Below are 20,515 nucleotides of genomic sequence, written 5' to 3' on the forward strand. Positions count from 1 at the left end.
ATGCAAGGCATTCCGGTATCAGAACGTGAGTGGAGTCTAATACCGAATGCGGTTTTGTCTGGTGGGTCGTGTTACTTCGCACGCTCAGTCGAGGATCGCAGCGCTCTTGAGCAGCGCCTGCAAACCCACCGGCACCAGCGGCGACTGCTCCGTGAAGCTTGAACTGTCCTGCCAGCTCACGGTGAACGGAGCACCGTCGCTTTCGTGGCCGTCGATCTGCAGTTGCTCGTAAACCTGCGCGTCTTCGAAACGGGCGTCATACACCTGGACAATTTCATGCCCCGGTTTGCCGTTGTAGACAAACAGGCTTTCAAGCGTGCCGAGCAGGCGCAGATCCTTCATTGCAAGACCCAGCTCCTCCTGCACTTCGCGCACTATCGCCTCGCGACTGGTTTCGCCAAACTCTATGCCGCCACCGATAGGCCGGTAGAAGGATTTGTCTGCGACCGGGTCGTGGAACCGGTTAACCAGAATCTTGCCCTGGTGGTGAAAGACACACAGTGCAAGTGCGCGAATACGCTGCTCGGCCATGGGGTGAAATCCGTTTGCTGGAAAAAAGGCCGGCGATTAGATCACACCCCACAGGGATCGCGCTGCAGTTGATCTCAGACCGGAGAAATCGTGGCAAGGACGCCAATCATGATGGTCAACACAAGAAAGCCGCCGAGGAAAATCGCCATCTTAGCCATGAAGGCCTCCTGAATACTGAATGTCCGGCGCACCGGGCGCTCCGAAATGAAGCGCGTCGCGTATGGCCGAACGGCAGGGGTATTTTGGGCCCGTGGCTGAGATGGTTACAGATGCAGATTCGACAGGAAAAAGCGGATCAGATGGATCGGGCTGGCGCATGGGTCGATATTCAGATCGGTACAGATGGTTTCCATTGCGCCGCTTTGATCTAGAGTCATGGGCGCCGCGCAAAGAACAACAAAAATACAGGAGTGAAACCATGTCCGACCTGAACCTGCACCCAAACGCCGCCGAGTCCCTGAATCGCTGGCACGAGATGATTCGCACCGGCAACCTCAAGGCCCTGCCCGAACTGCTCGATTCCAAAGCGGTATTCCGCTCACCGATGGCCCACACGCCTTACCCGGGTGCGCCAGTGGTCTCGATGATCCTCAATACCGTGTTCGAAGTGTTTGAAGACTTCAAATACCACCGTGAACTGACGACGGCCGATGGCCTGAATGTGGTGCTGGAATTCAGCGCCAAAGTGGGGGCGAAAGAGCTCAAGGGCATCGACATGATCCGTTTCAATGAACAGGGCAAGATCGTCGAGTTCGAAGTGATGGTGCGGCCGTTGAGCGGGTTGCAGGCGTTGGGCGAAGAAATGGGCCGGCGGCTGGGGGCTTATCTGGCGGCCGCCAAGGCCTGAAATCCGGACACAAAAAAGCCCACTGACCGTCACCGGTTCAGTGGGCTTTGTGTGTCAGGCGTCTAGTTACAGAGCCATGTCACGTGCAGCGCTTTCTTTTGGAGCCGGGGCTTTTTCAGCCGAGGCGTCCGCCGCTGGAGCTGCAGCCTGGCCAATCACCGGAGGGGTTGGCAGTTGCAGGATCTTGGCGGTGTAGGCCCACTCTTCAGCCACTTTGGCTGGATCGTTGTTCAGCTGGGTGCCGTAGCTTGGAACGATCTGGTGCAGCTTGGCTTGCCACTCAGGGCTGGCGACTTTGTCTTTGAAGACTTTCTGCAGCACGCTCAGCATGATCGGTGCAGCGGTCGACGCGCCTGGGGATGCGCCCAGCAGACCGGCGATGGAGCCGTCTTTGGAAGCAACGATTTCGGTGCCCAGTTTCAGCACGCCGCCAGCGGCTTCATCACGCTTGATGATTTGCACGCGCTGGCCGGCTTGCCACAGGCGCCAGTCTTCGGCCTTGGCGTTCGGGAAGTATTCCTTCAGCGCGTTCAGACGGTCTTCATCCGACAGCATCAGTTGACCGGCCAGGTACTCGACCAGCGGGTATTCCTTGATGCCGACCTTGGTCATAGGCCAGATGTTGTGGGTGGTGGTGCTGGTCAGCAGGTCCAGGTACGAACCTTCTTTCAGGAACTTGGTGCTGAAAGTCGCGAACGGGCCAAACAGGATGACGCGCTTGCCGTCCAGGACACGGGTGTCCAGGTGCGGAACGGACATCGGAGGCGCACCAACCGAAGCTTTACCGTAGGCCTTGGCCAAGTGCTGTTCAGCGATGGCCGGGTTATCGGTCACCAGGAACGAGCCGCCTACCGGGAAGCCAGCGTACTCCTTGGCTTCTTCGATACCGGACTTCTGCAGCAGGTGCAGGGCACCGCCGCCGGCGCCGATGAACACGAACTTGGCGTCGGTTTCAGTCTTGGTGCCGTCTTTCAGGTTCTTGTAGCTGACGCGCCAGGTGCCATCGGCATTCTTGGTGATGTCCTGTACTTCGCTGGACAGCTTCATGCTGAAGTTAGGCTTGGTCTGCAGGTAACCGGCGAACTGGCGGGTGATTTCGCCGAAGTTCATGTCGGTACCCAGCGGGCTCCAGGTGGCCGCGATTTTCTGGTTCGGGTCACGCCCTTCCATCATCAGCGGAACCCACTTCTTGATCACAGCCGGGTCTTCGGAGTACTGCATGCCGGCGAACAGCGGGCTCGCCTGCAGGGCTTCGTAACGCTTTTTCAGGAACTTGATGTTGTCATCGCCCCACACGAAGCTCATGTGCGGAGTGGTGTTGATGAACGAACGAGGGTCCTTCAGGACGCCTTGACGAACCTGCCAGGCCCAGAACTGACGGGAGACCTGAAACGCTTCGTTGATCTCGACCGCTTTCGGGATCGTGACGTTGCCCTTGTCGTCTTCCGGGGTGTAGTTCAGCTCGGCGAGGGCGGAGTGACCGGTACCGGCATTGTTCCAGCCGTTGGAGCTTTCCAGGGCGACGCCGTCGAGGCGCTCGACCATTTCCATCGACCAGGTCGGTTCCAGCTCATTGATCCACACACCCAGGGTGGTGCTCATGATGCCGCCGCCGATCAGCAGGACGTCGACTTTCTTTGCTTCTTCGGCATTGGCGGAAGACATCCCCATCGCCAAAGCCAGCCCCAGCAAGGCTGTGTTCACTTTTTTAAACATCTGTTGCACCTATGATAAAACGCCTTCCGCCCGCCGCTGTTGTACGTATGAGGTCCCCTTTTTTCGCGACACTCAGGCCAGCGTCGCGGGTTCCGGCACACTTCAATTTTGACGGGTGGGCACACAAGGCCGACAGGCTGCGTCGACCTCAGTTATATGTCCCTTCTGAACTGACTTCTTATCATTATTGGCTTCAGCTACTTGAGCGACAGGGGTTCTGTCTGGCTCGCCGAAAAGCGCGCCAGACTGAATTAGGTCAAACCAAGTGGGGCGAAGAATATCACGTCATGGCAAACCCGCGCGTCTGTTCGCGACCGGATAGTTTTCAATAGGTTCCTCGAGCGCTTTCTAACGCCGGCGCATTCCTGCTAAGTTGTACGACGACTGACAAATCAATCAGTCGTCTTCATTACCTACAACAACAAGGAATACTCATGAACAAATCCAGACTGCTGCTCGGTCTCGCCTGCCTCTTCAGCGCGTACGTCACCGCTGCCCCCGCGGAACAGGACGTCGCCCAGGCCGTCGACCACCTGACCCAGGCGATGCTGCACAAGGACGTCGCCGAACTGAACGCCCTGACCGCCGACAACCTCACCTACGGTCACTCCAGCGGCAAGATCCAGGACAAGAAAGCCTTCATTGCCGATATCGAAACCGGCAAGAGCGCGTTCAAGACCCTGGAAATGCAAAACCAGACCATCACCCTGTCCGGAGACACCGCGCTGGTGCGCCATCATTTTTCGGGACAGGCCATCAAAGGCACCGAGGTCGTGCCGACTGAAATCGAGAACTTCCAGATCTGGCAGAAGCAGGCTGGCAAGTGGTTGCTGGTGGGGCGTCAGGCGTTCAAATTCTGATGCATGAGCTCTGCCGCCAATGCGGCGGCAGAGCCTGCTCTCACAACCGAAACCGATCCACCGACTGCGCCAGCCGCCCCGCCAGACTCGACAGCTCATCCGTGGTATTGGCCGTCTGACCGATAACCTTGCTGTTGCCCTCCGACATCCCCGCAATCATCTCCACCTGATGGGCAATTTCGTTGCTCGCCTGGCTCTGTTCGCCGATGGTGCGGGTGATGTCGTTGACCAGTTGCGTGGTGCTGAGGGTGGCGTCGAGGATTTCGCGGATGGCGCGTTCGACGTCGGCGGTGACCGCCATGCCTTTGTCGACCTGGGCGACGCCCGCCTCCATGCTGCTGACGGCCTCGCGGGTGCTGTTCTGGATGCGCGCGACCATCGCGGCGATTTCCTGAGTCGAGGCGCTGGTGCGCGCTGCGAGGCTACGGACCTCATCGGCCACCACCGCAAAGCCCCTGCCCTGTTCGCCCGCCCGGGCTGCCTCGATGGCTGCATTGAGCGCCAGCAGGTTGGTCTGGTCGGCGATGCTCTTGATCACCTGAATGATGTTGAAGATGCCCTCGGATTCCTGATCGAGGGTGCGGATCACCTGCGCCGACTGCTGGGCGGAACGGGCGATGTCGTCCATGTCGCTGACCACCTGATGGATCACCTGCCCGCCGTTTTTCGCCAGTGACTCGGCCTGGCTGGCCATGTTCAAAGCACGCTCGGCGTGACGGGTGATTTCCTCGATGCTCGCGGTCATCTGGCTCGCGGCGGCTGCCATGGTCCCGGCGGCGGTGCTCTGTTGCTGACTGCTGTCGGCCACCTGATGGCAGCCGTGACTCAGTTGTTCGCTCATGCCGCTGACGCCATGGGCGTTGCGTCGCACCACATCGATCATGTCCCGCAGGTCGCGCTGCATGGTGGCCAGCGTGCGGATCAGTGCACTGGCTTCGTCCTTGCCGGACGGTTCGGCGATCGGTTCGCTGAGGTTGCCGTGGGCGATGCTTTCGGCGATCCGGCTGGCGGATTTCAGCGGCCCCATGATGCTCAGGATCACCCAGCGGCCCTGGGCCAACAGCAGCAACAGGCTGGCGATCAGAACGATGCCGAGTGCGACATTGGCATTGCGGATCGCCGCCTCGGTGCCTTCGCTGGTCTGCCGGGTATTGGTTTCGATCAGCTCGCTGAGGGCGGCCATCTGTTCTTCGAGTTGGCTGAACGCGGTGCTGAAAGTGCCGAGATGCTGCTGGGCGCTGTCCGGGTTTTCCAGTGCAAGACCGACGATCTGCTCGCCGGCGCTGATGTAGGTGTCGAGGCTGGGCTTGATCTGTTCCAGCGCGGACCTGATCGTCGGGTTCACCGGCAGCTTGAGGTTTTCACCCAGTACTTCGCGAAAATGCGCCGCATGCTCTTCGACCGAACGGCGTACCTCGTCTGCCGTACTGGTGCTTTTGCCCAGCCCCACCAGCATTGCCGAATACACGTCGGCACGCAGGGCGTCGTGCATCATGTCGGCTTCCATGTGGTTGCGCAGCGCGCTCATGCTGACCGCGTTGTCACCGACCGCCGAAGCCATCCGCTGATTGCCGACGTAACTGACCAGACTCACGATCAACGCCGTCAGCAGGCTGGTCGCAATCAGCAACACCAAACGCAGTTTGATCGACACCGTGATTTCCTCCCTGGTCGCGCCACACGGCGCCTTTCAACGCTTCAGTTAAGCCTATTTGGGTGAATCCGCCGCTTTAGAGCGTCGCAGGGTGTGTCGTTACATACGGTAAAAATTAGGACTGTGCGGTGCTTCTCGTTCTATGCCTTCTACCGCCCGGCCCGGCGCATGGAACTCCCGTGCCGTCCGGCACCTCTCACATTATGTGGTACTTCCTTTTCGCTTTACGCTGCTGGAGGAACACCGTCATGCGCCGTTTATTACTCGTTTCGTCTCTCATGCTGTGCCTGCCGTTCGGCTCGGCCCTTGCCCGCGTGGACGCAGGGGATGTCGCCACTTCGGCGGGGGTTTCGGCCTCGCTGTACTCGACCTTCAAGGATCACAAAATGGTGATTCCGGCCCGTGACGACTTGTCCGCATTCGTCGCCAGCGGCGGAACGATCCGTGGCGTGTACCTCGAATCGGTGCTGCAACAGGTGCGTCAGGAAAATCCCGGCCTGAACGCCAGCGATGAAGAGCTGGCCAATGCCATCCTGGTTCACTACGAAGGTCTGTCGCAGTAACCACGGCACGTTCGATGATGGTGGCTGACGGACTCGCCACCGTTGTGCCCTGCCGATGGACGGCTGGTGAACGACCATGGGCAAAACCGTCGAACGGCCTCTATGATGGAGGCCATGACGATTTCCGCCCCGATCCGTTCCCCCTGCCCGCCCGGCGCCTGCACTTGCGGGCGCGAGCCGTTGCTGGAACTGCCCGGCGCGGATATACGCATCCTGCTGCTGACTCGTCAGGAAGAAAAGCGCCTGCTCGATCGATTGGAAAATCTCCAAAGCCTGGCTGACCTGGAGCATCTTCAACGCCGGATGTTCGAGCAGTTGGGCATTCGCGTGGACATTTCACCGGGTGACACCGTGGTGAAAACCATGCTCGGGATCGAAATCAGGATTCAGGAATTCCCGGGCCTGTGCCGCAAGACTCAGCAGTCGATACCAGCCGCCATTCGCCGGGGGCTGAAGAAAAATCCGCAAGTCGCCTTCGACCTGCTCAACGCCCACGACTTGCTGCGCGGCACTTGATCATTTCTTCATGCCCACCCGCTTGCGCATCTCGGCCGTGATGCTTTGCCGGGTTTTCTTCATGTCCGCCCAGGGCTTATCGCCTACTTCCGCCAGCCGTTCGTGAACGTTGCCCACGTTCCATTGATCGGCGCCCTTGATCTCCTCGACTTCCTCCCGAAACAGCGGCACCGACACCGGTAGCCCTTCGCGAGTACGCGCTGCGTAAGCGCAAATAGTGGTGGCGCCCAGACCGTTGCGCAGGTAATCGATGAAGATCCGCCCCACCCGATTTTTCGGCCCGGACACCGCAGAAAAACGCTCCGGCAAAAGTTTCGCCATGTGAGTGACGATGGCGTGGCTGAAATCCTTGACCTCGTCCCAGCCATGCTTGCGGGTCAGCGGCACCACCAGATGAATGCCCTTGCCGCCGCTGGTCTTGAGAAACGCCTTGAGGCCCAGTTCATCGAGCACGGTCAGGGTCAGCGCCGTGGCTTCGACCATGCTTTTCCAGGGCAGCGCCGGATCCGGGTCGAGGTCGAGGACAAAGCGGTCGGGCTTGTCCAGATCCGTCGTGGTGGCGTTCCAGGTGTGCAGTTCGACCGTGCTCATCTGCACCGCGCCGATCAAGGCTTCGGCGTTGTTGATCAGCATCACCGGCTGGCCGGTCAGCTCCTTGTCAAGCGTGCGGATGCCGGGGATCGCCAGGTTTTCGGCGTTCTTCTGGAAGAACAGATCACCGGCGATACCGTCCGGTGCGCGCACCAGCGCCACCGGGCGATCCTTGAGCTGCGGCAGAATCCATTCGGCGACGCTGGCGTAATACTCGGCCAGCTGCATTTTGGTGGTGCCACTGCTGGCGTCGATCACCCGGTCGGGGTGAGTGATCCGCACCTTGCCGTCGGCCAGATCGGATTGGGACGGCGCGGTAGTTTGAGCCTTTGAAGTCTTCATCGGTTTGGCACGCTCCTCGGTGATGTCCTTGGCCGGTTTGTCCTCGCGCAGGCCATGGAACACGGCGTGGCGCACCGAGCCGTCCTGGGTCATTTCGGCAAACGCCACTTCCGCCAGCAGACTCGGCTTGAGCCAGTGCACACCCTTGGCCTCGAATCCTGTGGGCGGGTTGGCCACCGCAGATTTCTTCACCCGCAACGGTTTGAGCTGCGCGAGGATGCTCTTGAGGGTGGTTTCGTTGAACCCGGTGCCGACCTTGCCGGCGTACCGCAACTCGCCGCTGTCACGATCATGCAGACCCAGCAGCAACGCGCCGAACGAACTGCGCGCGCCTTTCGGATCGGTGTAGCCGACGATCACGAATTCCTGGCGATGCTTGCACTTGAGCTTGATCCAGTCGCTGCTGCGACGAGATACATACGGCGAGCCGAGGCGTTTACCGATCAGCCCTTCCATGCGCATCTGGCAGGCGCTGTTGAGCAATGCCTGCGGGGTTTCGTCGAACGCTTCGGAAAAGCGCAACAGCGGATCTTCATGAGCTTTCAGCACCGTGGCCAACGCCGCGCGCCGTTCCTGCACCGGCACTTCACGCAGATCGACACCGTTGAGATACGGCAGATCGAACAGGTAATAGAGGATGTTTTCGCTGCGGCCCGCATCGAACGCGTTTTGCAGGGCCTGAAAATCCGGCACGCCGTCCGCGTCGGCGACGACCATCTCACCGTCCAGCCACGCCGACTCCAAACCCAACGCCGCAAGGGCCTGCGCCTGCTTCGGCAACTTGTGCGTCCAGTCATGACCATTGCGGGTGAACAACTGCACCTCGTCCTGATCGATGCGCGCCATGATCCGGTAACCGTCGAACTTGATCTCGTATTGCCAATCCCCTTCCGGCGCGCTCTCCACCAGGGTGGCCAGTTGCGGTTTGAGTTGCGCGGGAATCCTGGCCTTGTGCGCCCCGGCAAGTTTGCCCGAGGCTGGCTTGCGAGATGCTTTCGGCGAGGCTTTCAGCGGCTTGACCTGCTTCGCACTGAGGCTGGGTTTGTCGACGATCGTGCGTTCACTGAGCACGCTGTCGGGCTCGGCAACCAGCACGTCGTAATCGCTTTGCGGGCGCGCGGCGCTGTCCTGATGCTTGATCAGAAACCACTGCTCTTTCTTGCCCGGCATGTGGGTGCGCACCAGATTCCACACCCCGGCGAGCTTCTCGCCTTGCAGTTCGAATTTGAGCTTGCCTTTGGCGTAGGCCTTCTCCGGGTCTTCCAGCGGAATCCACACGCCGCGATCCCAAACGATCACATCGCCGGCGCCGTAATGCCCCTCGGGAATGCTGCCCTCGAACGTCGCGTAGTCCAGCGGATGATCCTCGACGTGCACGGCCAGCCGCTTGACCTTGGGATCCAGCGACGGCCCCTTGGGCACCGCCCAGCTCTTGAGCGCGCCGTCGAGTTCCAGGCGAAAGTCGTAATGCAGGTGCGAGGCATCGTGTTTTTGAATACAGAATTGCAGGGCGTGGTCACCGGCGGATTTCTTGCCCCGACGGCGTTCAGCCGCCGGTTCAGAGGTCGCGGAAAAGTCGCGCATCCGGTTGTAGTCGTCGAGATTCCTGCTCATCCTGCACCTGCCTTGTTTCAGCCTGTTCGAGTCACAGTCAGTGCGACCACGGCAATCCGGTCGACGCGCTGATAGCCTGGATTCAGCAACTCTTCACCAAACACATCGGGATCAAGTTCGCGGTAGGTCCAGCCGAAGCGTTTTTCATCCAGCCGTGGCAATACGGTATCGAGAAACGGATCGCGGCCATCGACCATCGCCACACCGGTGTACAGCAGCAACGAGCCGCCGGACGTCAGGCGATTGAGCGCCTGTTCGACGATCCGCAGCGACAGCCCCGCCCCCAGCGTCCCGCCACCGTGGCGGTAAGCTCGCCCGGCCGGATCGGCCATGTAGGGCGGGTTGGCGACGATCAGGTCGAATTCGCCGTCGACGCCCTGCAACACATCACTGGCACGCACTTCGACATTGGCCACTTCAGCCAGCGCGGCGTTGATCGTGGTCAGGCGCAACGCGGCGGGGTTGATATCCACCGCCAGCACTTGTGCTTCTCGGCGGGCACGGCCAATCAGGATCGCGCCCACTCCGGCGCCACAACCGATGTCCACCGCACGGTGGATGGGCGCAAAGTTCTGCTGCAAATGGCTGTGGATCAGTTGAGCAAAGCGATAGGTGTCCGGGCCGAAGAACACCGAATCGGCCGCATCGGTGGGAAACCCGGAATGCACGAAAAGCAGGTCATCCAGGCTCGACCAGCGCACCCGGCTCTTCAAGCGCCCGTCGAACTCATCGATCACCTGAGCTTCCTGCAATTGCTGCTGTTCATCGGCAGACAGAAGGCCCGGTTCGAACGGCCGCGACCATCCGAACACATCCCGCAGGCAATCCGCGGCCTGCCCTTCGTCGCGCTGGTTGACCCGTTGATGGGTCAGCGGCGTCGGGGTGATGAAACGATAGCCGTCGGCCTGCAAGCGCCGCCCCAGTTGCAGCAGCACCCGATCATTGGCGGACAGTTGTTCTTCCTGATTCATTGATGACTTCCTTAACGCAGGCCGGATTTGAGTTGGATGAATCGGCGAGTGGCGAGCAGCCCGGCCGGATGTGCATGGCGTGCCGGTGCGAGCCAAGGGATCAACGTTGCGATTTGGGTGTGAGCGTCCTGCCCTTGCAGTGCCGCATTCAGGCGCTGCACATCGGGGTCCTGTTCGGGCACCTCGATCGGTGCAGGGACCGAGGGGCGGCGGCGGAACGCGACGGTTTTTTCTGCAGAAATCCAGTCACCGGCAATCCAGTCGTGAACCAGTTGCTTTTCATAGGCGCTGAACACGCCGAACATCGCCGCACCATCGCCATCGATCAATTGCCAAAAGCGGCTGCCCTGTGGGTTTTCGTTGCGCTTGATCCAGCCCTTGTCCTGTAAGGCTTGCAGGAAGCCGGGCAACTGCTGCGGTTCGGCCAGCCATTGATTGACGGTCTTGCCTTCGAAGCGGCAATAGTCGGAGTGCATGTGCTGAGCGAACGGACACTTGCGCTCAAGCATCGCCAACAATTCGCGCTCCAGATCAAACCCCTCGATGATTGCGCGGCTGCCCTGCCCCAGGTCATTGAGCCGATAGCCCAGCGAGACCCGGCGCAGGAAATCGCTGCGATCGGCCTCCAGAGGCAGCAGATCAAGAACGGCCTGAACGGCTTTTTGCGCATGGCCGGTACTGGCGTTGTCGATGGTCACATGCAGGGTGAAATAGTAAGGATCGATCCCCAGCTCACTCAGCTCGTAGCTGCTGATCAACAGGTGCAACGGCAGTTGCTCGTAGCCAAGGTTGTAACCGATCACCTCCGGCAGAAAATCCATGCCGCCGGCACCGAGGGCCAATTGCAGCGCGCCTTGCAGGTAGCGCTCGTCAGGCAGAGGACTGCCGGGCTCAAGACCATGTTCGGCGAGCAGTTGCCGGTAGATCACGACGTGATTCTGCGCCGGATTGCCCTCGCCCAGTTCTTCCAGATAGGTGCTGATCAGACTGCTGAAGCGCGGATCGCGCCATTGGGCCAGCAAGCCGTAAAGCCAGGCGCCATCAACCAGTTTGGTGGGCGCCACCGCTTGCAGGAAATACAGCGCATGAGCCCTGCAACTGAAGAACTGCCGCGCTCCTCCAGCCTTGCGCTGTTGCAGATAGTCGGCATATTGCCGGGCGACATCGGCACAGTGTTCGGCCACCCAGGCATGCCAGTGCGCGGGGTCCGATGGCAGTTCATCCTTCAACTGCGCGGCTTGCAGCAGTTGATCTTCCAGAAAGGCGCGCGCCAGCTGCTGCGGATGTTCGTCGGCTAAAAGTGCTTCATGGATGCACCGCAACTCAGTCAGAGAGTCGAGCGGACGCGATGGGGCGGAAGCAGCTTGCAGGCGTGTCAGGACAGTCATGGCAATATTCTCGGTCGATTGGCAGGACGCTCAGTCACTCGCCTCTAATGCAGCAGAGAGGCGGCGCCTGCCGAAAATTCAATCGACGTTAAATTTGCCCGGACGGACGGAGCCTTCGGCGCGCCACTGGCTTGAACAGAAGCGCTCGAAGGCTGCGAGGTTTTGCGGTCAGGCCGTGCCCTTGGCCTGCTGCTCGAGGTGAACCTGCAACTCGGGGTCGATCTGCAACGCCGCCGCCAGTTCATCCAGATAATTGCGCTCGGCGTCCTGCTGATCGTCCACCAGCATCACGCTGGCCAGGTACATTTCGGCGGCCATGGCCGGATCGTTCTGCGCCGCCTGGGCGACTTCGGTGGGATCCAGCGGTTTGGCGACTTCGTCGTCGAGCCATTGCTGCAAGTTCGGGTCATCGGTGTGCTTGCCGATTTCGCTGCTGATCAGGTGTTTTTCCGACTCGTCGATCCGCCCGTCAGCCTTGGCCGCCGCGATCAATGCACGCAGGACGGCGTGGCTGTGTTCTTCGACTTGCGGGCCGGACAGCAGATCCGCGGTTTGCGGGGTTTGCTGCGGCGCGGCGGACGCCTGACTGCGTTGCCAGGCCTGATACGCCTGGAACGCCATCATGCCCAGCGAGGCCAGCGCGGCGTAATTGGTGCCGCCAGAGCGACTCTGCGTCCCGCCGCCCAGCGCCCCGCCACCGCCGAGCAATCCGCCGAGCACCCCGCCCAGACCACCGAGCCCACCTGCGGGAGAACCGCCGCCGCTGGTGCCGCCACCGCCCAGCAGCCCCCCGAGCAATCCACCCAGCCCGCCCAATCCCCCGCCGGCCGACGCGCCACCTTGTTGTCCCGCCGAGGCCTGGCCTCGCAGCAGTTGTTCGAGCAGATCACTGGTGTTCATGACGTCGTCCTCAGGCAAAGGGGTATGACTGCGTCAGGCAACGATAGTCCTCTTGATGCGATGTGCCAGCACCGTTGGGCTGACGCCGGGCATCAACCCGGACTCTTTTCCCGGCGCATCTGTGTCACCAGCGTGAAGCGATCTTCGGGGTGCGTGGTTTCCGATACCACCATCAGGGCGCCGTCCTCGTCACGGTACTGGCGAATGATGTTCAGCCCCGGCGACCCGGCTTCGGCGTTGAGGCTTTTGGCGATCTCCGGACTCAGCAACACCGCGCGCACCTGTTGGTCGACCACGTCGATGTGCCGGCCGAAATGGCGCTCGATCAGGGCGGCGATCAGTTCGTCCGGATGCTGTTCGGCCAGCTCGATGACTTCGGCGTAGGTTTCCTGCGCGTAGACATCGGTCCAGCACAGCGGCGCCCGCCGGTTCTGCTCGTCGACGCGAATGCTCGACACGCAAAAATAATGCTCCCCCGGCTCCATGCCCAGGCGTCGGGCCTGGGCGATGTCGGCGACAAAACGGGAGACGTTCTGAATGCTGCGCATCTGGGTTTCCGCCAGGTGCACCAGGTCAGACACCGAGGCCAGCGACTGCGAGTACCCGCCCTTTGGCGAGACGGACTCGACACGAGTGCCGACCCGCTTGCGCCGCGAGACCAGCCCCTGATTCTGCAACTGCGTAATGGCTGCCCGCACGGTGTGCCGGCTCACGTCGTACAGCTCGCACAGTTCGAACTCGGTCGGCAGCAGCGATCCGAGCGGATAGCGACCGCTGGAGATGCCCTCCATCAAGTCTTTTGCAACGACCGCATAGCGCGTGTTCATACCTTTCATCAGTCCCGATGGTTAAGCGAGTTGACAGTGTATCAGCGAGGGCGCAAGAATTATGTACGGACATAATAAATATGTCCGATCAATAACAAACATATTCAGGATTCCCTCATGTCCAGCACTGTCTTCGACTCCGCCCTGTTCCGCGACATGTTCGGCACCGCCGAGATGCGCAGCGTGTTTTCCGACCAAGCCCTGATCGAACGCTACATTGAAGTGGAAGTCGCCCTGGCCCGGGCCGAAGCGCGCTGCGGCGTGATCCCGGCGGCTGCCGCCGAACAGATTGCCGAGCTGGCGACCTATGCCTCGCTCGATCTGGCATTGATGCAACACGAGACCGAAATCGTCGGTTACCCGATTCTGCCGCTGGTGGAGCAGCTGTCGAAAACCTGCGGTGAAGCCGGCCGTTACGTGCACTGGGGCGCAACTACCCAGGACATCATGGACACCGCCGTCGTCCTGCAAGTCCGCGCCGCGCTGGCCATCGTCGAGCGCGACATTCAAGCGGTGCGCGGCTTGCTCGCCGACCTTGCCAAGCGCTATCGCGACACGCCGATGGCCGGCCGCACGCATTTGCAACACGCACTACCGATCACCTTCGGCTACAAGTGCGCGGTGTGGCTGAGCATGTTCGACCGCCACGCCGAACGTCTGGTGGAGCTGCGTCCACGGGTGGAAATCGGTCAGTTTGCCGGCGCGGCGGGCACCCTCGCCTCCCTTGGCGACAAAGGCCTGGAAGTGCAGGAAGCGCTGATGGCCGAACTGGGCCTGGGCGTGCCACAAGCCACCTGGCACGTCGCCCGCGATGGTCTGGCGGAAACCCTGAACTTCCTCGGTCTGGTCACCGGCTCGCTGGGCAAGATTGCCCTCGACGTCATGATGATGATGACCAGCGAACTGGGTGAAGTGTACGAGCCGTTCGTAAAGGGCCGTGGCGCCAGCAGCACCATGCCGCAAAAGCGCAATCCGATTTCCTGCGAGCTGATGTATGCCGCTGCCAAAGGCGTGCGCCAGCAGGCCGGCTTGATGCTCGACGCGATGATTCAGGACTTCGAGCGCTCCACCGGCCCATGGCAAGCCGAATGGATCGCCATCCCGGAAGCCTTCGCCCTCAGCGCTGCCTCGCTGGGTCAGGCTAAGTTCATGCTCGCCGGCCTCGAAGTGCGCACCGAGCGCATGCGTAAAAACCTCGACATGACCCAGGGCCTGATCGTCGCCGAAGCCGTAATGATGGGGCTGGCGCCGGCACTCGGTCGTCAGGTTGCGCATGACGTGGTCTATGCCGCCTGCCGCATGGCCAACGATCAGGGCACCAGCCTGCTCGACGCGCTGCTGGCGCAGGGTGAGGCCACCGCGCAACTGGATGTCGAGGAACTCAAGCGCCTGACCGATCCGGCCAACTACCTGGGCCTTGCGCCGCAGATGGTCGACATCGCCCTGGCGCGTGAGGGTTCGGTCAAACGCTGATCCTCACCGGGCTCACCGCGCGCGAGCCCTCTGCCCATCGCTCGCCAATAACAACAACGAGACCGCAGACATGACCACCCCCGACAAGAAACCGCTGTACAAGGACCTGACCTTTCAGGTGATCGCCGCCATGCTGCTGGGGATTGCCTTCGGCTTCCTCGCACCGGAACTGGCGGCCAGCTTCAAGATTCTCGGCGACATCTTCCTCAAGCTGATCAAGACCGCCGTCGCCCCGCTGGTGTTCTTCACCGTGGTCCACGGCATCGCCTCGGCCGGCGACATCAAACGCGTCGGCAAAGTCGGCCTGCGTGCGTTGATCTACTTTGAAGTGGTATCGACCATCGCTCTGGCCATCGGCCTGCTCTGGGGCAACCTGCTGAATATCGGCTCCGGCATGCACGACGCTCACCCGAGCAGCGCCACCGCCGCAGCCGCCAGTGCCGCCGTCGCTAAAGGTCATGCGCCGGCGTCGACCCTGGACTTCATCTACGGGATTTTCCCGGACAACTTCGTCGGCGCCTTCGCCAGCGGCCAATTGCTGCAAGTGCTGGTGATTTCGGTGCTGTTCGGCTTCGCCCTGCTGGCGTTGAAACCGGAACGCCGCAGCGTGATCGAGGATGGTCTGAGTCGGGTCTCGGAGTGCTTCTTCGAGTTCATTAACCTGATCATGAAGTTCGCCCCGCTCGGCGCCTTCGGCTCGGTGGCGTACGCGGTCGGCAGCAACGGTTCGGCGGTGCTGATGTCGCTGGCCAATCTGGTGCTGATGTTCTACGTCGGCGTGGCGTTTTTCATCTTTGTCGTACTGGGTGCGGTCTGCCGTATTTCCGGGTTCAGCCTGTGGCGGTTCCTCAAGTACATCAAGGATGAGATTTTCATCGTGCTCGGCACCGCTTCGTCGGAAAGCGCCCTGCCGCGCCTGCTGCAAAAACTCGAAAAGTTCGGTTGCTCGAAACAGAGCGTCGGTCTGGTGCTGCCCACCGGTTATGCCTTCAACCTCGACGGCACGTCCATCTATATGTCGCTGTGCGTGCTGTTCATCGCCAATGCCTACGGGGTGCCGATGAGCTGGGAGCAACAACTGGGCACCATCGCGATCATGCTGGTGACCTCAAAAGGCGCGGCGGCGGTATCCTGTGGCAGCTTCGTGGTGTTCGCCGCAACTGTCACGGCGATTGGCGTACTGCCGGTGGAAGGTCTGGCGCTGCTGTTCGGCGTCTACCGCTTCATGTCGATGGCCATTGCCACCTGCAACACCATCGGCAATAGCGTGGCCACCGTGGTGGTGTCGAAGTGGTCGGGGGAGTTCACCGAGCAGACCGCCAAGGCTGAATACAACCGGGTGTTCGGGCGCAGTCCGGAAGCCGCGCTCTGACGGTTACCGATGTCACATAAAAATGCCCCGGCCCTGCCGGGGTATTTTTTTCAGGGCCAGCTAATCTTCAAGAATGGGTGAACCTTGACCCGGCCCGACCGGTCGATAGCTGCAACCCCGACCCGGTTAGTCGCCACCCTTGCTGCCCAAGGGTTTATGCGGCTTGCTGCACTTTCTGGAGAACGCCTTCGTGATATCGACCGTCCACATCGCCAGGCTCAAGGCCTGGGGCGCCCATGGTTTCACCGCGACCGGCGTGGTCACCGCTTTTCTGGCCACCCTTGCCCTGCTGGAAAACCAGCCGACCCATTGCCTGATGTGGCTGGGCGTGGCGCTGATCGTCGACGGCCTCGACGGGGCGCTGGCGCGCAAGGTCAACGTGCAGTCGGTGCTGCCGAGTTTCGACGGATCGGTCCTCGATCTGGTGATCGATTACCTGACCTACGTGTTCATCCCGGCGCTATTCATCTATCGCTACATTCCCCTGCCCGACTACACCCTGCTGCTGACCGTGTCGCTGATTCTGGTGTCGTCGCTGTTCTGCTTCTGCAACGTCAACATGAAGAGCAAGGACAACTATTTCGTCGGCTTCCCCGCTGCGTGGAACGTGGTCGCGTTGTGTCTGTACATCATCGATCCGGGGCCGTGGATCACCTTTCTGACGGTGATTGGCCTGGCGCTGCTGACCGTGACCCGAATGAAGTTTTTGCACCCTTTCCGGGTACGCCGCTTCATGCCGATCAACATTGCGGTAACGGCGATCTGGCTGCTGTGCAGTCTGTCGCTGGTGCTGAACCACCCGGTGATCAACCCGCTGGTGATGGGCCTGTGGCTGCTTGCGTCGGCGTACTTCCTCGGCATCTGCATCTGGCGCACGGCGCTGGAGTGGTTTGACAGTGCGCATCTGAAATAGAAAAAAACCTGTGGGAGCGAGCCTGCTCGCGATAGCGGTCGCCCGGCCACCGAACATAGTGACTGGAAAACCGCCATCGCGAGCAGGCTCGCTCCCACAGTTGTTTTTGCATGACGCTTAACGTTTGGTAATCACCACCTCCAGATACTCACTCGGCAGCACCATCGATTCCGCCCCCGCCCGATTCAGTCCGTCGATCAGTTGCGTCAAATCCCCTTCCAGCGCCTGCCCGCTCTCCGGCGGCAACGCCGCGAAAGCCTTGTGCACCGGGCCGTACCAGTGGCGAAACACATCAATGAAATGCGCCGCCGAGCGATAGCGGAAGTTGAAGTGGCGGCGAGTCACCTGCACCTGGAACTGGCGATCGTCGAAGTGCGAATGCAGCCAGGCTTCCGCGCCCCAGTTCGAGGGCGGTTGCGCACCGGGTGGCGGTGGCAGGTGCCGGCCAAGGGTCTTGAACATCTGGCCGACGAAGCCTTCCGGCGTCCAGTTGGCCAGACCGATCCGTCCGCCGCGGCGACAGACCCGCGCCAGCTCCTTGGCCGCTTTCGCCTGATCCGGGGCGAACATCACGCCGAAGGTCGACAGCACCGCGTCGAAACTGGAATCGGCAAACGGCAGCGCTTCGGCATCGGCGACCTGAAAGGTCACGTCCAGATGCTCGGCGCGCGCCCGGTCCTGACCGCGCTCCAGCAGCGCCGCGACATAGTCGGTGGACGTCACCAGACAACCACGGCGCGCCGCCGCCAGCGTGGCATTGCCGTTGCCGGCAGCGACGTCCAGCACTTCTTCATCGCAGCGCAGGTCGCAGGCTTCGGCGAGGGTTTCGCCGACGATCTGCAAGGTGGTGCCGATCACGGCGTAGTCGCCACTGGCCCAGGCGACTTTCTGGCGTTCCTTCAGGGCAGTGAGATCAATGGGGGTACTCATGAATGGGTGCTCCACGGCAGAGTCAATCGGCGGTCGTCGGGTCGATGATGCTCGTCACCCGGGACACGCTGTTGGCCGGAAATCCCCCACGCTTGGCGTGTTCGCGCACCAACTCTTCGTTGGGTGCGATGTACACGCAATAGATCTTGTCGGCCGTCACATAACTCTGCAGCCACTGCACTTCCGGCCCGAGTTCACGCAGCACATTGCAGGACGTTTGCGATACGGCCTTGAGTTCTTGCTCCGATAGCTTTCCGGCTCCTGGAATCTCGCGTTCAATCACGAACTTCGGCATGGCAACCTCGCTTTCTTTTTATGGATGTCAGGGCCGTGGCGGCCCTGCTCGCCCACTATCGCGCGGGCGCTGTACGGCGTCCCTGCCAATCGTCCGGAGAGCCCGTAAAACCAGGCGCTGGCCGATGAATGGCGGGATTCTGTAAAGGCCTCGAAACACTGTCGGGGGGTTGCCAACGCGCCGGCTGATCGGCTCTCATGCAGGCCCTCCCCCGGAACGGAATTCGATCATGTCCTTGCGCTTCGAATGGCTCGCCGATCACATGCAACACAGCGACACTTACGCGGCATGGATCCACCAACAGTTTCATTACGAATATGCCGAGCAGCCCCTGGCCGAATGGCAGCGCGAATTTGCCGAGGGCCAGACCAATGGCGACTGGCGTTGCCTGATTGCACTGGACGGGGATCGACTGTTGGGTGGTGCGGCACTGGCCCGGGCGGACCTTGCCCTTCGACCGGATCTGGGGCCGTGGCTGGCCTGTGTGCTGGTCAGCCCCGAATCACGCGGCCAGGGTCTGGCAGAAAGGCTGATCGAGGGAATTGCCGAAGAAGCGAAACACCGGGGCCTGCCGCGTTTCTACCTGCACACCCAAAGCAAACAGGACTATTACGCCAAACGCGGCTGGACGGTGCTGGAGCGTTTTCACGCCTGGGGCAACGAACAATGGCTCATGGTGCGAGACCTGTGAGCCATTGAGTTTTGCGGTTTACGCAGCAGGCGCCTTGGCCTCTTTGAGCAGCTGCTGAATCATCTGCTCCTGCGCCTGGTAACTGCCTTCGCCGAAGTGGGTGTAGCGCACCTGCCCCTTGGCGTCGACCAGGTAATGCGCCGGCCAGTACTGGTTATCGAAGTTGCGCCAGATCGCGTAGTTGTTGTCGATGGCCACCGGGTAGGTGATGCCGAGCTTCTTCACCTGATCCTTGACGTTGTCGATGATCCGCTCGTAGCCGTATTCCGGGGTGTGCACGCCGATCACCACCAGGCCGTCCTTGCCGTACTTCTTCTCCCACTCCTTCACGTACGGCAGGGTGTGCTGACAGTTGATGCAGTCGTAGGTCCAGAAGTCCACCAGCACCACTTTGCCGCGCAGGGATTCAGCCGTCAGTTCCGGCGAGTTCAGCCACTGCACCGCGCCGGACAGCGACGGCATCGCGCCCTTGCCGGCCTCGTCTTCGGTCGAGTCCGCACGGACTTTGCTGACGAAGTAGTCCACCACCTTCGGCACGTTTTCCAGCACGCTTTTCTCGACCGACGCCACGCCTTGGGACGAGGTGTTGGCCAACAGCAGGTTGTCGGCACCGGTGGCGATCACGGCCGCCGTCGCCAGCACCGCGACACCCGCACCGCGACGGAACCAGCCGGTGAACGGAATCGACGGTTTCAGCCGGTTGACCAGCCCGCGACCGGCGAAGATCAGCGTCCCCAGCGACAGCGCACTGCCCGCACCGTAGGCCAGCAGCAACAGGCTGGTCTGGGCATTGGCGCCTTGCAGCATGGCGCCGGTGAGGATCACCCCGAGGATCGGCCCGGCGCACGGCGCCCACAACAGACCGGTGGCCACACCAATCATGACCGACGCCATCGGGCCGGCCTTTTTCCGGCTGTCCGGGTCGAGGCGATTGCCCAGCAGCACGAAGGGCCGGGCCAGCCAGTCACCGATGCGCGCGGAAATCAGCGACAGCGCAAACAGCACCATCACCGCCAGCGCAATGTGACGACCGGTGTTGCTGGCCTGGATCACCCACTCGCTGCTGACCACCGCCAGACTGGAGATCAGGGCAAAGGTCAGGGCCATGCCGCCGAGGGTCAGCAGGATCGAAGAACGGGTGCGGTCGGCACCGGCGAACAGAAACGGCACCACCGGCAGGATGCACGGACTGAGGACAGTCAACAGACCGCCCAGGAAAGCGATGAGAAACATGAGGTTCACCTTTTGAATGAGGGGTGGTCTGTTGAGTGGTTCGGGGGCCGCCCGTTACGGGCAGCACCCTTCAATCCTCAAGCCGTCTGGTTCTCCAGCCATTGGCTTTGCGGCGTACGGCTGGCACCGTTTTCAGCCACCATCTGGCCTTGCGGCGTATGGCTGGAACCGTCGGCGGCGACCATCTGCCCCTGCGGTGTGCGGCTGGAACCGTCGGCGGCGATCATCTGCCCCTGCGGTGTGCGGCTGGAACCGTCGGCGGCGATCATCTGCCCCTGCGGTGTGCGG

Annotated in this window: 19 protein-coding genes and 2 pseudogenes; 8 read left to right on the forward strand and 13 right to left on the reverse strand. The window is 61.4% G+C overall.

Annotated elements, in window-relative coordinates; translation table 11 throughout:
- Window positions 1-84: 84 nt before the first annotated feature.
- Window positions 85-531: an NUDIX hydrolase gene (locus PMI24_RS20120; protein ID WP_007957149.1), complete on the reverse strand. Its 447-nt coding sequence runs from the start codon at window positions 529-531 to the stop codon at window positions 85-87.
- A gap of 418 nt (window positions 532-949) precedes the next feature.
- Between PMI24_RS20120 and PMI24_RS20130 the strand changes: the two genes are divergently transcribed.
- On the forward strand, window positions 950-1,378 hold the full coding sequence (locus PMI24_RS20130; protein ID WP_007957151.1) for a nuclear transport factor 2 family protein: 429 nt from the start codon (window positions 950-952) through the stop codon (window positions 1,376-1,378).
- Between the two features lie 66 nt (window positions 1,379-1,444).
- Here the strand turns inward: PMI24_RS20130 and mqo are convergent, their stop codons facing one another.
- Window positions 1,445-3,094, reverse strand: coding sequence for a malate dehydrogenase (quinone) (gene mqo / locus PMI24_RS20135; RefSeq protein WP_007957153.1), 1,650 nt, complete (start codon window positions 3,092-3,094; stop codon window positions 1,445-1,447).
- Between the two features lie 434 nt (window positions 3,095-3,528).
- Here mqo and PMI24_RS20140 point away from each other — a divergent pair, with 434 nt between their 5' ends.
- A complete protein-coding gene (locus PMI24_RS20140) occupies window positions 3,529-3,954 on the forward strand; it encodes a nuclear transport factor 2 family protein (RefSeq protein ID WP_007957155.1) in 426 nt (141 codons plus the stop codon).
- Window positions 3,955-3,994: 40 nt separating this feature from the next.
- Here the strand turns inward: PMI24_RS20140 and PMI24_RS29820 are convergent, their stop codons facing one another.
- On the reverse strand, window positions 3,995-4,858 hold the full coding sequence (locus tag PMI24_RS29820; protein WP_371915880.1) for a methyl-accepting chemotaxis protein: 864 nt from the start codon (window positions 4,856-4,858) through the stop codon (window positions 3,995-3,997).
- Window positions 4,850-5,608 (reverse strand): annotated as a pseudogene (locus PMI24_RS29825) (MCP four helix bundle domain-containing protein); the annotation flags it as partial. The gene PMI24_RS29820 and the pseudogene PMI24_RS29825, both read right to left, overlap by 9 nt.
- A gap of 248 nt (window positions 5,609-5,856) precedes the next feature.
- On the opposite strand from PMI24_RS29825, the gene PMI24_RS20150 reads away from it, so the two are divergent.
- Both PMI24_RS20150 and PMI24_RS20155 read left to right on the forward strand, forming a co-directional pair.
- The gene (locus tag PMI24_RS20150; protein ID WP_007957157.1) at window positions 5,857-6,171 is read left to right on the forward strand and encodes a DUF2388 domain-containing protein; all 315 of its coding nucleotides are present in this window, start codon (window positions 5,857-5,859) and stop codon (window positions 6,169-6,171) included.
- A gap of 114 nt (window positions 6,172-6,285) precedes the next feature.
- The gene (locus PMI24_RS20155) at window positions 6,286-6,687 is read left to right on the forward strand and encodes a hypothetical protein (RefSeq protein ID WP_081493579.1); all 402 of its coding nucleotides are present in this window, start codon (window positions 6,286-6,288) and stop codon (window positions 6,685-6,687) included.
- Here PMI24_RS20155 and ligD read toward each other — a convergent pair whose 3' ends face one another.
- The 5 genes from ligD to PMI24_RS20180 form a co-directional block, all read right to left on the reverse strand.
- Window positions 6,688-9,234 (reverse strand): DNA ligase D, encoded by a 2,547-nt coding sequence (gene ligD / locus PMI24_RS20160; protein WP_007957161.1) that lies wholly within the window; start codon window positions 9,232-9,234, stop codon window positions 6,688-6,690. It abuts the gene before it with no gap.
- 17 nt (window positions 9,235-9,251) lie between these two features.
- Complete coding sequence (locus tag PMI24_RS20165; protein ID WP_007957163.1) at window positions 9,252-10,205, reverse strand: methyltransferase; 954 nt, start codon at window positions 10,203-10,205, stop codon at window positions 9,252-9,254.
- Between the two features lie 11 nt (window positions 10,206-10,216).
- Window positions 10,217-11,593 carry an iron-containing redox enzyme family protein gene (locus PMI24_RS20170; protein WP_007957165.1) on the reverse strand — a complete coding sequence of 459 codons (1,377 nt, stop codon included), beginning with the start codon at window positions 11,591-11,593 and terminating at the stop codon, window positions 10,217-10,219.
- A 168-nt stretch (window positions 11,594-11,761) separates the two neighbouring features.
- Entirely contained in the window at window positions 11,762-12,493 is a 732-nt protein-coding gene (locus PMI24_RS20175; RefSeq protein ID WP_007957167.1) for a tellurite resistance TerB family protein, read from the reverse strand.
- A 92-nt stretch (window positions 12,494-12,585) separates the two neighbouring features.
- Window positions 12,586-13,320, reverse strand: a complete 735-nt coding sequence (locus tag PMI24_RS20180; protein ID WP_007957169.1) for a GntR family transcriptional regulator — start codon at window positions 13,318-13,320, stop codon at window positions 12,586-12,588.
- 117 nt (window positions 13,321-13,437) lie between these two features.
- Between PMI24_RS20180 and PMI24_RS20185 the strand changes: the two genes are divergently transcribed.
- The 3 genes from PMI24_RS20185 (at window position 13,438) to pcsA (ending at window position 17,078) form a co-directional block, all read left to right on the forward strand.
- Window positions 13,438-14,793, forward strand: a complete 1,356-nt coding sequence (locus PMI24_RS20185) for a class-II fumarase/aspartase family protein (protein WP_007957172.1) — start codon at window positions 13,438-13,440, stop codon at window positions 14,791-14,793.
- A gap of 70 nt (window positions 14,794-14,863) precedes the next feature.
- Entirely contained in the window at window positions 14,864-16,165 is a 1,302-nt protein-coding gene (locus PMI24_RS20190; RefSeq protein WP_007957176.1) for a cation:dicarboxylate symporter family transporter, read from the forward strand.
- A gap of 190 nt (window positions 16,166-16,355) precedes the next feature.
- Window positions 16,356-17,078, forward strand: a complete 723-nt coding sequence (gene pcsA, locus PMI24_RS20195; protein WP_007957177.1) for a phosphatidylcholine synthase — start codon at window positions 16,356-16,358, stop codon at window positions 17,076-17,078.
- Between the two features lie 117 nt (window positions 17,079-17,195).
- On the opposite strand, the gene PMI24_RS20200 is transcribed toward pcsA, so the two are convergent.
- The gene (locus PMI24_RS20200; protein ID WP_007957178.1) at window positions 17,196-18,008 is read right to left on the reverse strand and encodes a class I SAM-dependent methyltransferase; all 813 of its coding nucleotides are present in this window, start codon (window positions 18,006-18,008) and stop codon (window positions 17,196-17,198) included.
- A gap of 22 nt (window positions 18,009-18,030) precedes the next feature.
- Window positions 18,031-18,303, reverse strand: coding sequence for a DUF4242 domain-containing protein (locus PMI24_RS20205; protein WP_007957179.1), 273 nt, complete (start codon window positions 18,301-18,303; stop codon window positions 18,031-18,033).
- A gap of 229 nt (window positions 18,304-18,532) precedes the next feature.
- On the opposite strand from PMI24_RS20205, the gene PMI24_RS20210 reads away from it, so the two are divergent.
- Window positions 18,533-18,994: a GNAT family N-acetyltransferase gene (locus PMI24_RS20210; protein WP_007957180.1), complete on the forward strand. Its 462-nt coding sequence runs from the start codon at window positions 18,533-18,535 to the stop codon at window positions 18,992-18,994.
- A gap of 18 nt (window positions 18,995-19,012) precedes the next feature.
- Here PMI24_RS20210 and PMI24_RS20215 read toward each other — a convergent pair whose 3' ends face one another.
- Window positions 19,013-20,227, reverse strand: coding sequence for a cytochrome c biogenesis protein DipZ (locus PMI24_RS20215; protein WP_007957181.1), 1,215 nt, complete (start codon window positions 20,225-20,227; stop codon window positions 19,013-19,015).
- 77 nt (window positions 20,228-20,304) lie between these two features.
- A pseudogene (locus PMI24_RS20220) lies at window positions 20,305-20,515 on the reverse strand (hypothetical protein); the annotation flags it as partial.

The sequence above is a fragment of the Pseudomonas sp. GM25 genome, assembly GCF_000282255.1.
Taxonomy (GTDB): Bacteria; Pseudomonadota; Gammaproteobacteria; order Pseudomonadales; family Pseudomonadaceae; genus Aquipseudomonas; species Aquipseudomonas aphyarum.

Excerpts from the sequence above, each read along its gene's own strand:
- PMI24_RS20120 (WP_007957149.1), bottom strand. The coding sequence starts at position 531 with ATGGCCGAGCAGCGTATTCGCGCACTTGCACTGTGTGTCTTTCACCAC.
- PMI24_RS20130 (WP_007957151.1), top strand. The coding sequence starts at position 950 with ATGTCCGACCTGAACCTGCACCCAAACGCCGCCGAGTCCCTGAATCGC.
- mqo (WP_007957153.1), bottom strand. The coding sequence starts at position 3,094 with ATGTTTAAAAAAGTGAACACAGCCTTGCTGGGGCTGGCTTTGGCGATG.
- PMI24_RS20140 (WP_007957155.1), top strand. The coding sequence starts at position 3,529 with ATGAACAAATCCAGACTGCTGCTCGGTCTCGCCTGCCTCTTCAGCGCG.
- PMI24_RS29820 (WP_371915880.1), bottom strand. The coding sequence starts at position 4,858 with ATGCAGCGCGACCTGCGGGACATGATCGATGTGGTGCGACGCAACGCC.
- PMI24_RS20150 (WP_007957157.1), top strand. The coding sequence starts at position 5,857 with ATGCGCCGTTTATTACTCGTTTCGTCTCTCATGCTGTGCCTGCCGTTC.
- PMI24_RS20155 (WP_081493579.1), top strand. The coding sequence starts at position 6,286 with ATGACGATTTCCGCCCCGATCCGTTCCCCCTGCCCGCCCGGCGCCTGC.
- ligD (WP_007957161.1), bottom strand. The coding sequence starts at position 9,234 with ATGAGCAGGAATCTCGACGACTACAACCGGATGCGCGACTTTTCCGCG.
- PMI24_RS20165 (WP_007957163.1), bottom strand. The coding sequence starts at position 10,205 with ATGAATCAGGAAGAACAACTGTCCGCCAATGATCGGGTGCTGCTGCAA.
- PMI24_RS20170 (WP_007957165.1), bottom strand. The coding sequence starts at position 11,593 with ATGACTGTCCTGACACGCCTGCAAGCTGCTTCCGCCCCATCGCGTCCG.
- PMI24_RS20175 (WP_007957167.1), bottom strand. The coding sequence starts at position 12,493 with ATGAACACCAGTGATCTGCTCGAACAACTGCTGCGAGGCCAGGCCTCG.
- PMI24_RS20180 (WP_007957169.1), bottom strand. The coding sequence starts at position 13,320 with ATGAACACGCGCTATGCGGTCGTTGCAAAAGACTTGATGGAGGGCATC.
- PMI24_RS20185 (WP_007957172.1), top strand. The coding sequence starts at position 13,438 with ATGTCCAGCACTGTCTTCGACTCCGCCCTGTTCCGCGACATGTTCGGC.
- PMI24_RS20190 (WP_007957176.1), top strand. The coding sequence starts at position 14,864 with ATGACCACCCCCGACAAGAAACCGCTGTACAAGGACCTGACCTTTCAG.
- PMI24_RS20200 (WP_007957178.1), bottom strand. The coding sequence starts at position 18,008 with ATGAGTACCCCCATTGATCTCACTGCCCTGAAGGAACGCCAGAAAGTC.
- PMI24_RS20205 (WP_007957179.1), bottom strand. The coding sequence starts at position 18,303 with ATGCCGAAGTTCGTGATTGAACGCGAGATTCCAGGAGCCGGAAAGCTA.
- PMI24_RS20210 (WP_007957180.1), top strand. The coding sequence starts at position 18,533 with ATGTCCTTGCGCTTCGAATGGCTCGCCGATCACATGCAACACAGCGAC.
- PMI24_RS20215 (WP_007957181.1), bottom strand. The coding sequence starts at position 20,227 with ATGTTTCTCATCGCTTTCCTGGGCGGTCTGTTGACTGTCCTCAGTCCG.